The organism is Mycobacterium sp. IDUB_39 (assembly GCF_055419205.1).
In genome coordinates, this window is record NZ_JBVAXF010000007.1 from 63,724 (window position 1) to 76,847 (window position 13,124).

Annotated in this window: 11 protein-coding genes; 5 read left to right on the forward strand and 6 right to left on the reverse strand. The window is 67.5% G+C overall.

Translation table 11 applies throughout. The annotated features are described in order from the left end of the window. Positions 1-42 precede the first annotated feature (42 nt). On the forward strand, positions 43-549 hold the full coding sequence (locus ACZY0X_RS24725; RefSeq protein WP_463774566.1) for a ribonuclease FAU-1 family protein: 507 nt from the start codon (positions 43-45) through the stop codon (positions 547-549). 10 nt (positions 550-559) lie between these two features. Then, positions 560-1,162 (forward strand): hypothetical protein, encoded by a 603-nt coding sequence (locus ACZY0X_RS24730; protein WP_463774194.1) that lies wholly within the window; start codon positions 560-562, stop codon positions 1,160-1,162. A 4-nt stretch (positions 1,163-1,166) separates the two neighbouring features. Here ACZY0X_RS24730 and coaE read toward each other — a convergent pair whose 3' ends face one another. The 3 genes from coaE to rpsA all read right to left on the reverse strand — a co-directional run bounded on the left by coaE (position 1,167) and on the right by rpsA (position 5,305). Further along, entirely contained in the window at positions 1,167-2,384 is a 1,218-nt protein-coding gene (gene coaE, locus ACZY0X_RS24735) for a dephospho-CoA kinase (protein WP_463774196.1), read from the reverse strand. Between the two features lie 30 nt (positions 2,385-2,414). After that, positions 2,415-3,659 carry a zinc metallochaperone AztD gene (aztD, locus tag ACZY0X_RS24740; protein WP_463774198.1) on the reverse strand — a complete coding sequence of 415 codons (1,245 nt, stop codon included), beginning with the start codon at positions 3,657-3,659 and terminating at the stop codon, positions 2,415-2,417. 185 nt (positions 3,660-3,844) lie between these two features. Beyond that, positions 3,845-5,305: a 30S ribosomal protein S1 gene (gene rpsA / locus ACZY0X_RS24745; RefSeq protein ID WP_463774200.1), complete on the reverse strand. Its 1,461-nt coding sequence runs from the start codon at positions 5,303-5,305 to the stop codon at positions 3,845-3,847. A 141-nt stretch (positions 5,306-5,446) separates the two neighbouring features. Here rpsA and ACZY0X_RS24750 point away from each other — a divergent pair, with 141 nt between their 5' ends. Further along, positions 5,447-6,652, forward strand: coding sequence for a PrsW family intramembrane metalloprotease (locus ACZY0X_RS24750; protein ID WP_463774567.1), 1,206 nt, complete (start codon positions 5,447-5,449; stop codon positions 6,650-6,652). Here ACZY0X_RS24750 and ACZY0X_RS24755 read toward each other — a convergent pair whose 3' ends face one another. The 3 genes from ACZY0X_RS24755 to ACZY0X_RS24765 form a co-directional block, all read right to left on the reverse strand. Then, positions 6,653-7,459, reverse strand: coding sequence for an acyl-CoA thioesterase (locus ACZY0X_RS24755; RefSeq protein WP_463774201.1), 807 nt, complete (start codon positions 7,457-7,459; stop codon positions 6,653-6,655). Between the two features lie 69 nt (positions 7,460-7,528). Next, positions 7,529-10,189: a DNA polymerase I gene (polA, locus tag ACZY0X_RS24760; RefSeq protein ID WP_463774569.1), complete on the reverse strand. Its 2,661-nt coding sequence runs from the start codon at positions 10,187-10,189 to the stop codon at positions 7,529-7,531. 132 nt (positions 10,190-10,321) lie between these two features. Further along, a complete protein-coding gene (locus ACZY0X_RS24765) occupies positions 10,322-11,197 on the reverse strand; it encodes a LysR family transcriptional regulator (RefSeq protein ID WP_463774202.1) in 876 nt (291 codons plus the stop codon). A gap of 70 nt (positions 11,198-11,267) precedes the next feature. On the opposite strand from ACZY0X_RS24765, the gene ACZY0X_RS24770 reads away from it, so the two are divergent. Together ACZY0X_RS24770 and ACZY0X_RS24775 are read left to right on the forward strand one after the other, a co-directional pair. Further along, positions 11,268-12,410, forward strand: coding sequence for an FAD-dependent monooxygenase (locus ACZY0X_RS24770; RefSeq protein ID WP_463774203.1), 1,143 nt, complete (start codon positions 11,268-11,270; stop codon positions 12,408-12,410). Then, positions 12,407-13,084 carry an alpha/beta fold hydrolase gene (locus tag ACZY0X_RS24775; protein WP_463774205.1) on the forward strand — a complete coding sequence of 226 codons (678 nt, stop codon included), beginning with the start codon at positions 12,407-12,409 and terminating at the stop codon, positions 13,082-13,084. The genes ACZY0X_RS24770 and ACZY0X_RS24775 overlap by 4 nt, the downstream gene beginning before the upstream one ends. Positions 13,085-13,124: the final 40 nt, after the last annotated feature.

The following is a 13,124-nucleotide window of genomic DNA, read 5'->3' on the forward strand; positions in this document are numbered from 1 at the left end:
CAGCGGCCACCGAGCCCTTAACCTGACGCCGTGAGCGGCCACATTCACCCTCCCAAGCGGGAGTCCTTCGACATCGCCGGGCGGACGAACACCGATCCGAAGGGCATCGTGCGCGACGTCGACCAGTACGTCGTGCAGCCCTGGGGCCTGTACATGGCGCGCCCGACACCCGGTCGCGCCCAGTTTCACTACCTCGAGTCATGGCTGCTGCCGTCGCTGAACCTGCGGGCCTCGGTGTTCCACTTCAATCCCGGCCACGAGCGAGACCAGGACTACTACCTCGACGTCGGACAGTACGTCGCGGGCGAGCACACCTGGCAGGCCGACGACCACTATCTGGACCTCGTCGTGCGCACCGGCCGAGGTGTCGAACTCACCGACGTCGACGAGCTTCTGCAGGCTGTTCGCCACGAGCTGATCGGCCCCGAAACCGCTGAGCAGGCCATCCAGACGGCCGTCGCCGCGGTGGACGGCCTGGCCCGCCACGGCTATGACCTCGGCATGTGGTTGGCCGACTACGAAATGGATCTCACCTGGCGCACCTTGTAATGTCTGAAACGTGACCGTGATCAAGCCCGGTTGGCTACCCGTTGCCGCACTGGCGACGTTGATTGTTGGTGCCCAGTTGACCGCACCTGTCGCGCTGGCCGATCCTGCGCTCGAGCCGGGTACGGCTGAGCAGCCGGTTCCCGCAGACGCTCCCCCCGCGGCGGGCCTGCCGGAGTTCGGTGAGGGACCGCACAACGTGGTCTACCGTGCCCGCGTCGACGGTGTATCGCGCGGCGCCTCGATCACCTACAAGCTCTCCGACAGCGAGTTCAACACCGCCGATCCCACGATGGTGCCGGGACGCACGTTCGAGGCCACCGGCGTGGTGTCGAATCCCCAGCTCGCCGGCATGCAGGTGTCGATTCAGTGGCCGTACTCAGCCAGCCTGCACTGCGAGATCCTCGTCGATGACCAGATCGTGGCTCAGGCCGACCAGTTCGTGGCGCCCCGATTCACCCCGCAACGCAACGATCCCGGCTACGGCGTGCTCAGCTGCGGCACCGTGACCAACTTCCCGACCGGCAACACCGAGCCGATCGACGCGCCGCCGCCGCTGGAGCCCGCCGCACCGGCCGACCCGAACGCTCCGGTCGAACCCCCGCCGGTCGCCTGACCCGCTACGGTCGCCAGCCCGTGGCGTCGGCCCACGCCCAAGCGCGGTCGTATGCACCGTGCAGCCACGGTTCCTTCGCGTCGGCGTAGTCGTCGATGGTGCCGTGCTCGGAGGCGGCCACCCGTTGCTTCAGCTCCAGATACTCGGTGCGCGCGTCGGCCTCGGCCCGCAACCAGTCCGGAAACAGCAGCGCGAACTGCTGATTCGGCCAGCCGTCGACACGGATGTGCACGTTCGTCGCGCGGCCGGGGTCTGCCGAAGCGTGAAACCGCTTGGCCCACAGGGCTTCGTCGCGTGAGTGGTCGAACTCGGCGACGGTGCTGCGCGCGTCGGCCTTCGCCACGTCGCCGGTGATCGATGCGACCCGCGGGTAGCCCGCTGCCGTCAGAGCGTCGACCAGCTCGTCGGCGACGTCGAGTGAGGCGACCGTGACCTGCACGTCGATCACGTCCTTGGCGGCCAGCCCGGGGACGGCCGTCGACCCGATGTGGTCGATCCGCACGGCGCGATGCCCGCAGGCGGTGTTGAGCCGGTTGACGATGCGGTCGGCCTGCTCGGGCCACGTCGGATCGGCGGGCACCAGCCGTGGCACCGCGGTAGCAGCCGGGACCTGCGCGGCGACGTTGCGCGCGAACGGCAGCACGCGGTCGTTCCACAATGCGACGGCTTGCTGCCTGAGTTCGTCTGGGCCGCCGTGGTTCTCCAACCACACGTCAGCCACCACCTTGCGCTGCTCGACCGTCGCCTGCGCGGCGATCCGGGCGCGAGCGTCGGCCTCGCTGAAGCCCCGGTGCTCGATGAGCCGCGCGACGCGGACGTCCTCGTCGGCGTGCACGATGATCACCAGCGGGAACATCGGCGCCATCTGCGACTCGACGAGCAGCGGGATGTCCTCGACGATCACCGCATCCGCGGGCGCGGCAGCGATCAGCTCCTCGCGGCGCCGCCCCACCAACGGGTGCACGATGCCGTTCAGCGTCTGACGCTTGTCGTCGTCGCTGAACGCGATGGCCGCCAGCGCGGGCCTGTTCAGGGCACCGTCGGGCAGCAGGATGTCGGCGCCGAAGGCCTCCACCAGCTTGGTGAGCCCCTCGGTGCCCGGCGCGACGACCTCACGCGAGATCACGTCACCGTCGACGACAATGGCGCCGAGTTCACTGAACGTGGCGGATACCGTCGACTTTCCGGCGCCGATACCGCCGGTCAACCCAATACGAAGCACCGCAACATTCTGTCAGGGCGCGTGACGGGTTCAGCCGTCGACGCCCGTGAGTTCGATGGTCGGCTCATCCAGCGAGGTCTCGGCCACCGTTGAGCCGTCCGCGAGGTCGACGGCGACGAGTCGGCGCGCCTGCGGGTCGCTGACATAGGCGATGCCGTCCTGCACGTGCAGGTTGGGCATCGGGGACTGCCACTCGTCGGGTTCAGTCCACGCGTCGATCACCGCGACGTGCGAGACACGCTGTGCCGTTGCGGGATCGAAGACGTGCAGGGCACCGTCGGTACCCAGGATCACGGCCTCCCCGCGCGGTCCGCGGTCCAGTGACCGGAAGCTGTAGCTCGCGTCGATCGGCACGATCCTGATCGTGCCGTCTGCGGTATCCGTCAGGGTGAAGCTGCGTGGCCGTTCGGTCTCCGCGTCGCGGTCGGTCTTGTAATCGCCGAGGACCACCGGGGACATCTCACTACCGGACTGATTGCCGATCCGGCCGTAGGGATCAGGGCTGGCGATCTTCCGAATATCGTTGCCGCGCACCATGAGTATCCCGTTCTCACAGCCGAATGTCAGCGCACCCGCCGCTGCCGCCGCCTCGCCATGCAGACCGGGGCAGTCGCTGTTGGCCGCTATCTCGTTGCCCGCCGCGTCGAGGATCACGACGCCGGATCGGGTCTCCTCATCGCCGACGCTGACGACCGTGGACCCGTCGGCCCGGGCCACCGCAACACCGTGGTGCGGTTCACGGGCGGTTGTCGACTGAGCCTTGACGGCACCGCCGAGCAGCGCCTTGGCATCGATGACGTCGACCGCGCCGGTGCCGTCACTGAAGAGGGTCAGCATGCCGTCGTGGGAGACGACGTGTCCGGGCTCTGCCCCGCCGAGGCGAATGTCGGTCATCTGCGGACCCGCCGTGTAGTGGTGGCCGTGATCGCCGTGCGCATCGGTCCAGGTGCCCATGTCCAGCACGGCGAAGCCGTCCGACTGCGACACCAGGACGTGCCGGCCGTTGCCCGCCGAGTTCAGCCGGGTGAAGCCCTCCACGGGGATGTCGGCGACCTGCTCGAGCGTGGTGGCGTCGACGACGAGCACGCCGCCGTCGTAGCTCAGGGCGAGACGCGGTGAGGCGGAGGCCTGTTCGGTGGGTGCCGTCGGCGTCGAGGTCGTCGGGGCGGTCGATGAGGCCTCGTCGGCGTCCTGGGCGGTCGCGCACCCCGCGCCGAGGACCGATGCGGACAGGAGGGCGATCAGTCGCGTCGTGTTCGTGGTCGTCGTCTTCACAGCGACGAGTCAACCAACTAATGAAAATGATTGTCAAAAAGCCATATGCGCACGTGACACCGCGGCGAACGTGAAGAAGATGTCGAGAAATCGGCCCGGAGTCGAAACCTTCTTCACGTCGACCATCTCCGGAAACGACAAACGCCCCGGCTCGAACTGAGCCGGGGCGTCCGTCGTGCGAGTTGTTACGCGTTGCCTGCGAGCTTCTCCCGCAGAGCAGCGAGCTGCGCATCGCTGGCCAGGGTGCCTCCGGTGGAGGACTCGGGCGAGCTGGACGACGACGAGGTCGACGAGCCGTTCGCGGTGGCCGGCCGGCTGGCGGCCTCCGCATCGGCAGCGGCGAACTTCTCCATCTGCGCGGTGTGCATCTTGTGGCGGCGCTCGGCCTCGGCGTACCGGGCCTCCCACTCGTCACGCTGCTTCTCGAAGCCCTCGAGCCACTCGTTCGTGTCGGCGTCGAAGCCCTCGGGGAAGATGTAGTTCCCCTGCTCGTCGTAGCTGTCGGCCATGCCGTACTTCGAGGGGTCGAACTCCTCGGTGTAGTCCTCGTTGGCCTGCTTGAGGCTCAGCGAGATCCGGCGACGCTCCAGGTCGATGTCGATGACCTTGACCATCGCGTCGTCGCCGACCTGGACCACCTGGTCCGGGACCTCGACGTGGCGCTCGGACAGCTCCGAGATGTGCACCAGGCCCTCGATGCCCTCCTCGACGCGGACGAACGCACCGAACGGCACCAGCTTGGTGACCTTGCCCGGAACGATCTGACCGATCGCGTGGGTGCGGGCGAAGTGGCGCCACGGATCTTCCTGAGTGGCCTTGAGCGACAACGAAACCCGCTCGCGGTCCATGTCGACGTCGAGCACCTCGACGGTGACCTCGTCGCCCACGTTGACGACCTCGGACGGGTGGTCGATGTGCTTCCAGGACAGCTCGGAGACGTGCACCAGGCCGTCGACGCCGCCGAGATCGACGAAGGCGCCGAAGTTGACGATCGAGGACACGACGCCCTTGCGGACGGCACCCTTCTGCAGCTGGTTGAGGAACTCGCTGCGCACCTCGGACTGGGTCTGCTCCAGCCAGGCGCGGCGGCTCAGCACCACGTTGTTGCGGTTCTTGTCGAGCTCGATGATCTTGGCCTCGATCTCCTTGCCGATGTACGGCTGCAGATCACGGACGCGACGCATCTCCACCAACGACGCGGGCAGGAAGCCGCGCAGGCCGATGTCGAGGATCAGGCCGCCCTTGACGACCTCGATGACGGTGCCCTTGACGGCCTCGTCCTTCTCCTTGAGCTCTTCGATCGTGCCCCAGGCCCGCTCGTACTGAGCGCGCTTCTTGGACAGGATCAGGCGGCCTTCCTTGTCCTCCTTGGTGAGAACCAGAGCCTCGATCTCATCGCCGACGGACACAACCTCTGAGGGGTCGACGTCGTGCTTGATGGAGAGCTCACGGGAGGGGATGACGCCTTCGGTCTTGTAACCGATGTCGAGTAGGACTTCGTCGCGGTCAACCTTGACAATCGTCCCTTCGACGATGTCGCCATCGTTGAAGTACTTGATGGTCTTGTCGATGGCGGCGAGAAAATCCTCGGCCGAGCCGATGTCGTTGACGGCTACTTGCGGCGAGGTGACGGAGGGACTTGGCATTTGGTGGGTTGCTCCGGACAGGTTTGCTCGTAGGGACTGATGGATGTTGTTTCATTGGCTACCGCGAAAGCGATGCGGACGCCTATTGTGGAACTTCGCGCTCGCGATAACGCACAGCGAGTACCCGTAGAGACTACTCGACTGGGTACACGCTGGACAAACCCGGTCTCCCAGCCCCGCTACCCTGCTGAGGTGCACAACCCTGCGACGCCCCCGATAGCCCGGGTTCTGCCGAGGCGGATCCGCAAGGTTGGGGCTCCGATCGGCACCATCATCCTGCTCGGCCTCATCGCGGGTTTGATCGTCATCGGGCTCACCGCCGTCAACCCCGTCGGAACGGCCATCGGCTTCGTGTTGTCCAGCCTGGCGATGGCCGTCGTCATCCTCGCCTACCTGTGGCTGGACAGGTGGGAGCCGGAGCCGCCGCGACTGCTGGTGCTGGCGTTCCTGTGGGGCGCGACGGTCGCGGTGATCCTGTCGATAGTGCTGAGCCTGTGGTTCGAATCCCTGGTCAGCGGGGGTGCCGTCGAAACCGCGAGCGTCAGCTTCATGTCCGTGGCGGTCGGCGCACCCATCGTCGAGGAGGCCGCCAAGGGCCTGTTCCTGCTGATCATGATGACCGGCCGCCGACGCAACGAGATGAACTCGCTGACCGACTGCCTGGTCTACGCCGGCATCACCGCGGCGGGCTTCGCGTGGCTCGAGGACATCCTCTACATCTCCAGCGGCGGCTCGCTGGGCGAGACGCTGCTCACCGCCGCGATGCGCCTCATCATGGCGCCGTTCGCGCACCCCCTGTTCACCACGATGTTCGGCATCGGCGTGTACTTCGCGCTGCAGCGACGCAACCCGCTGGCCAAGATGGGCTGCATAGCCCTCGGCTATGCCGGCGCGGTGGTCATGCACGGGCTGTGGAACGGGTCGTCGGTGGTCGGGCCCGAGGCCTACTTCGGCGTCTACCTGCTGTGGATGGTGCCGATCTTCGTGCTGGCCATCATCCTGGGCGTCGGGAGTCGACGCAGGGAGCAGCGCATCGTGGCCGAGAAACTGCCCGGCATGGTGGCGGCGGGACTGATCACCGAGAACGAGGCGAGCTGGCTGGGATCGATCCGCAACCGCAAGCTCGCCATCCACGAGGCCAGACGCCACGGCGGAAAGCCCGCAGCCAAGGGCGTTAAACGGTTCGCGAGCCAGGTCGTCGAGCTGGCGTTCGTGCGTGACCGGATCGACCGCGGCTTCGGCGACGCCCGCGTGCAGGCGCTGCTCAACGAGGAGGCCTACGCCGTGCACGAGGCGCGCGCGGGCGCACCGACACTGAAGTGGCTGGCCAGCTACCGCGTCACCTAGTCAGTCCTTGAAGTAGACCAGCTGGTGGCTGGTGGCCAGGAGTTCGACACCCCTGCTCCAGATCTCCGCTGATTGGTCGAAGAAGCCGCGGGAGAACCTGTTGGCCTTGGCACGGCCCAGCACGAAGTCTCCGTTCAGCGCGGCGAGGTCGTCTCCATCGGCGTGGAAGTAGGTCGTCAGCGAGATGGTCCCGGCCGGCAGGAAGGCTCCCCGGCGCAGGAACACGCGGGGGTAGAAGATGTCACTGATCGCCGCGAGCGACGCGTGGTCCCACCCTCGACCCTGCCGATCGCGCGCCCACAGCGTGGTCGTGGACGACGGCGACGGGCCCGCCTCGGATTCGGGGATCGCTCCCTCGGCAAAGCGCGTCTCGTAGTTGCGCGCCCACACGATCGGATCGGGCAGACCGCTGGACGTGAGCCCGTCCGGCCCAGGCACTGTCAGTGGATCGAGTTCGGTGTCGGACCAGGTGTCGCGCCGAACGCCGAAGACCGCGGTGGCGTTGGTCTTGATTTCGCCGTCCTGCCAGAGCTCCATGAGCCAGTGCTGATTGGTCCGGTTGGTCCGCACGACCTTGCACGCGATGTCGAAGTCGCCATCCGCCACGGGTGCGGTGAAGTTGACCGTGAGCGCGACCGGCTCCCCGATCCGGTCGGGTTGGTTCTCGGCGGCACGCAGCAGCAATGCCGCGGTCAGCCCGCCGAAGGGGCCGACCATGTTGGCCCAGGCAGGCCTGGTCCGCCCCGCGACCCGGCCCGGCTCCGTGGGTGTGAGCTCGAGGGCGTCATCGAAGGGGTGATCAGGCACGTCGTCGTCCTTCCTGCCGACGGCACAGACCATCGGCCGTGGTGGCCTGCCATTAGTGAGTGATGCCGGTCAGTGCGCGGCGGCGTCCCAGCTGCGTCCGTAGCCGACCGATACCTCGAGGGGCACCGACAGCGGGTAGGCCCCGCCCATCTTGTCGCGGACGATTGCCTCCAGCGCGTCCCGCTCACCGTCGGCGACCTCGAACAGCAGCTCGTCGTGCACCTGCAGCAGCGTGCGTGAGGCGAGGCCGGCGTCCTTGATCGCGGCGTCGACGTTGATCATCGCGACCTTGATGATGTCGGCGGCGCTGCCCTGGATCGGCGCGTTGAGGGCGGCGCGTTCGGCGGCCTCGCGCACGTTGCGGTTGCTGCTGTCGAGTTCGGGCAGATAGCGCCGGCGGCCCAGCACCGTGGAGGTGTAGCCGTCCTTACGCGCCTGGTCGACGACCGATTGCAGGTAGTCGCGCACGCCACCGAACCGCGAGAAGTAGGCATCCATCTGAACCTTGGCCTCTTCGGTGGAGATCTTCAGCTGCGATGCCAGGCCGTACGCGCTCAGCCCGTACGCCAGGCCGTAGGACATGGCCTTGACGCGGCGGCGCAGTTCGGCGGTGACCTCGTCGATCGGCACGCCGAAGGCACGCGAGGCGACGAACGAATGCAGGTCCTCGCCGGTGTTGAACGCCTCGATCAGACCCTCGTCACCGGACAGGTGGGCCATGATCCGCATCTCGATCTGGCTGTAGTCCGCGGTCATCAGCTCCGCGTAGCCCTCACCCACCACGAAACCGTTGCGGATCTGCCTGCCGGCCTCGGTGCGGATCGGGATGTTCTGCAGGTTGGGCTCGGTGGACGAGAGGCGGCCGGTGGCCGCGATCGTCTGATTGAAGGTGGTGTGGATCCGTCCGTCGGAGGCCACCGAGTTCAGCAAGCCGTCCACGGTGACCTTCAGCCGGGTGGCGTCCCGATGGGCAAGCAGGTGCTGCAGGAACGGGTGCTCGGTCTTGTCGAAGAGCCCTTGCAGCGCATCGGCATCGGTGGTGTAGCCGGTCTTGGTCTTCTTGGTCTTGGGCATCTGGAGCTCGTCGAACAGCACCACCTGCAGCTGCTTGGGCGAGCCGAGGTTGATCTGCTTGCCGATCACCGAGTACGCCGCATCGGCGGCGTCGCGGATCTGTTCGGCGAACTGGCTCTGCAGCTCGCCGAGCAGTTTCAGGTCGACTGCGATACCCGTGTGCTCCAACTCGGCCAGCACGCGCTGCACCGGCAGTTCCATCTGCCCGAGCAGTGCCGAGGAGTCGATGCGGGCCAACTCCTCGTCGAGCGCATTGGCAAGGTCCGCCACGGCCGACGCCCGCAGCAGCAGCGTCTGCACCGCCTGGTCGTCGACGCCGTCGGCGTCATCGAGCAACGAGAGTTGTTGCTGCTCAGGGTTCTCCGCACGCAACTCACGCCGCAGATAGCGGACCGCGAGGTCGTCGAGCGCGAAGCTGCGCTGACCCGGCCGCACCAGGTAGGCCGCCAGCGCGGTGTCGGAGGTGACGCCGCGGAGGTTCCAGCCCCGGCCGGCCAGGTCGTGGATGGCGAGCTTGGCCTCGTGCAGTGCCTTGGGCGGCCCGGGGTCAGACAGCCAAGACGCCAGCGCCGCCTCGTCGTCGGGGTTGAGAGAGGTGGTGTCGAGATAGCACCCCTCACCGTCGGCCGACACGATGGCCAGCGCGGTGGCGTCGCCGTCGAAGGCCACATGTGTGCCGACCACGGCGAGCCCGAACCGGTTGCCGAGGCTGTGCTCCGAGAGCCAGGCCGCGAGCTGCCCGGGCTCCAGGACGCCGCCGCGGACGTCGAAGCCGAGTTCGACCTCGGGATCGGCCGAGGCCAGCGTCTCGAAGAGACGATCACGCAGGACGCGGAACTCCAGGTCGTCGAAGAGCTGGTGGATCCGATCCCGGTTCCACGGCTGCATGCGCAGCGTGTCGGGGGTCTGCGCGAGCGGCACATCCTTGACCAGATCGGTCAACTCACGGTTCAGGATGACGTGGGACAGGTTGGCGCGCAAGGACTCTCCGACCTTGCCCTTGACGGTGTCGACCTGGTCGACGAGAGCCTGCAGCGAGCCGTACTCGACGATCCACTTCGCGGCCGTCTTCTCCCCCACCCCCGGGATGCCGGGCAGGTTGTCGCTTGGGTCGCCACGTAGCGCGGCGAAGTCCGGGTACTGCCGCGGCGTCAGTCCGTACTTCTCGACGACGGCCTCGGGGGTGAACCGGGTCAGCTCACTCACGCCCTTGCGCGGGTACAGCACGGTGACGTCGTCACTGACGAGTTGCAGCGCGTCGCGGTCGCCGGTGACCACCAGAACGCGGTAGCCCTCCTGCTCGGCCTGGGTGGCCAGCGTCGCGATGAGGTCGTCGGCCTCGAAGCCCGCCTCGGCCATCGCGGTGATGCCGAGCGCCCCCAGCACCTCCTTGGTGATGTCGATCTGCCCGCGGAACTCATCGGGCGTGGCGGACCGGCCCTCCTTGTACTCGGGGTACTTCTCCTTGCGGAACGTCTGCCGCGACACGTCGAAGGCAGCCGCGATGTGGGTGGGCTGCTCGTCGCGCAGCAGGTTGATCAGCATGGCAGTGAAGCCGTACACCGCGTTGGTGGTCAGCCCGCCCTGGGTTTTGAAGTTCTCCGCGGGCAGCGCGTAGAACGCGCGGAAGGCCAGCGAGTTCCCGTCCAGCAGCATCAGCGTGGGCTTGTTGTCGACAGAGTTGGGGGCGGCGTTCTGCGACGCGGTCTTGGCGGGGCTCACGGCCCTAACCTTATGCACCCGTCCCGACACCGCCGAGGGTGCAGCACTCCCCTGTGTCGACGACGCTCACCGGAGCAGGTCGCGGGCCATGTCGACGAGGACGCGCGCCGCGGGACTCATAGGGCCCGCCGTCCGCCAGGCGAACACCAGCCGCCCACGGAGCGTTGGAGTGATGGCGATCGCGCACAGGCCGGCACGCGTCCGTGACACCGACTCCGGGAGTATCGCCACCCCCAGTCCCCGCTCGGCCAACGCCGCGAGATCAGTGGGAGAACTCGCCTCGAAGGCGACATGAGCCGTGACGCCCGCGGCGGCGCATGCCGCTTCGAACGTGGCCCTGATTCCCGTGCCCCTGGGCAACGCAACGAGTCGGCGTTCGGCCAGCGCGGCAACTGTGACCTCGTCGCGGCCCCACCAAGGATCACCGGGACCGACGGCAGCGTCGATCGCCTCGTCGGTCACCACCTCGACGGCAAGTCCCGGCGGCACGTCGTCAGTGACGACGGAGATGATCGCCGCATCGAGGTCGCCGCGGCGCAGGCCCTCGATAAGGGTGTCCGAGTCGTCGGTGCGCAACCTCATCTCCACACCCGGGTGCGCCAGGTGATAGTCGGCCAGGAGCGTCGGGAGGTCGACGTTGTGCGACGTGACGGTGCCGAGCGTGACACTCCCGGTTATCAACTGCGACAGGTCGTCGACAGCGGCACGGGCGGCCGAGACAGCGTTCAGTGCCGCACGGGCGTGCGGGAGCATCGCCCTGCCCGCGGCCGTCAATCGCGTCTCGCGGCGAGTGCGGTCCAGCAGTCGGTGACCGAGTTCGCGCTCCAAGCGTGCGATCTGAGCGCTCACGGCCGGCTGGGCGACGTGGACCCGGGCCGCTGCGCGGGTGAAGTTCGCCTCCTCGACCACCGCGACGAAGTACTCCAACTGACGCAGTTCCATAACCAATCACAATAGTTTGCGTACCCAGATCGTCTTGGACTTATAGCTTGCGGGCCGCAACCCTGGAGACATGGAATCCGAAGTCTTGATCGTCGGTGCCGGCATCGGCGGCCTCACCGCAGCGCTCACGTTGCGTGCCAGAGGCGTCGATGCCCGGATACTGGAGAGCGCCCGAGTGCTGCGCGCGATGGGTGTCGGTATCAACCTGCTGCCGCATGCCGTTCGCGAACTCAGCACGCTCGGCCTCGGCGACGCCCTCGCCGAGATCGCGGTCGCGCCGTCGTCCATCTGCTTCTACTCGGCGGGTGGGGACCTGCTGTTCCGCGAACCCCGCGGCCTTGCCGCAGGCGACGCGTATCCGCAACTGTCCGTGCACCGCGGACGACTGCAGATGCTGCTGCTCGACGCGGTGCGTGACCGCCTCGGCGCAGGCGCCGTGCAGACCGGCGCCGCCGTCACCGGTTTCACACAGACCGTCGACGACGTCCGCGTGGACACCGTGGCCGGACCCGTCTCCGGTGCCGTGCTCGTCGGCGCCGATGGGATCGGATCGGTAGTGCGAACCGCACTGCACCGCGAAGCGGACCCTCTGATGTCGTCGGGGATCACGATGTACCGCGGCGCGAGCCGGATGCCACCCTTCCTCGACGGCCACACCATGGTGATCATCAAGTGCGCCAACGGAGTTGACGTCATTGCCTATCCTATCGGCGGCGACCTGGTGAACTGGGTGGTGCAGGTGCCCACCTCCGCGCCGGGACCGCTGGCCGGCCGCGCCGAGTGGAACGCGCCCGCGGCCGCGGGCGACGTCGTCGGCCACCTCTCGGGCTGGTCACTCGACTGGCTCGATTCGACCGAGTTGATCGGCAACACCGACCAGATATTCAGCTATCCGATGGTGGACAAGGATGTGTTGCCGCACTGGGGCCGCGGTCGGGTCACCCTCCTCGGCGACGCCGCCCATCCGATGTATCCGGTCGGCGCCAACGGCGGTTCGCAGGCCATCGTGGATGCCCGGGTGCTGGCTGACGAGCTGTCCGCACACGGTGTCGCCGGACTGCGGACCTATGAGCAGCAGCGCCGCGCCGAGACTTCCGACGTCGTGAGGGCCAACCGCGAGATGCACGGCGCCGGGGCGTCGCACAAGCCAGAGGATCTGGCGCGCGTCACCACCAAGTACCGCAACGACACCGCAGGGAGCACGCGATCGTGACCACATTCGTCCTCGTCCCCGGAATGTGCCACGGCGCATGGTGCTTCGACGATCTCGCGGCGTCGTTGCGCGAGGCCGGGCACCACGTTCTCGCGATCACCCAGACCGGCGTGGCCGAACGAGCGCACCTGCTGCCGGGCGGGGTCAACCTCGACACGCACATCACCGACGTGCTCGCCGCGATCGCCTGCGACACGGCGGCAGGCGACGGTCTCGTCCTCGTCGGACACAGTTACGGCGGCATGGTCATCACCGGGGTCGCCGATCGCATCGCTGAGCGGGTGGACTCCCTGGTGTTCCTCGACGCCATCGTCCCGTACGACGGGGAATCGTGCTGGGACGTGGTCAACGACGAGGAACGGCAGTGGTACACGGAGGTCGACGACACCGGCTTCGGCGTGCCGCCGATGCCGTTCTTCGACGACCGCGCGACGTCACATCCACTGGCGACCGTCATGCAGCCACTGCGCCTCTCCGGGGACCTGAACCGGTTTCGGCGGCGTGACTTCGTCTACGCGCTGGACTGGCCGGGCGAATCCCCGATGCGCCAGTCCTACGACCGGGTACGTGACGATCCCCGCTGGAACTGCCACGAGCTGGACGGCAGGCATGACCTGATGCGAGACAATCCGGACGACCTGGTGCGGATCCTGCTCGACGTGGCCGCCCGATGAAACTGCAACACGTTTCAGTTCGGGCGCCTTGATCGCGTAG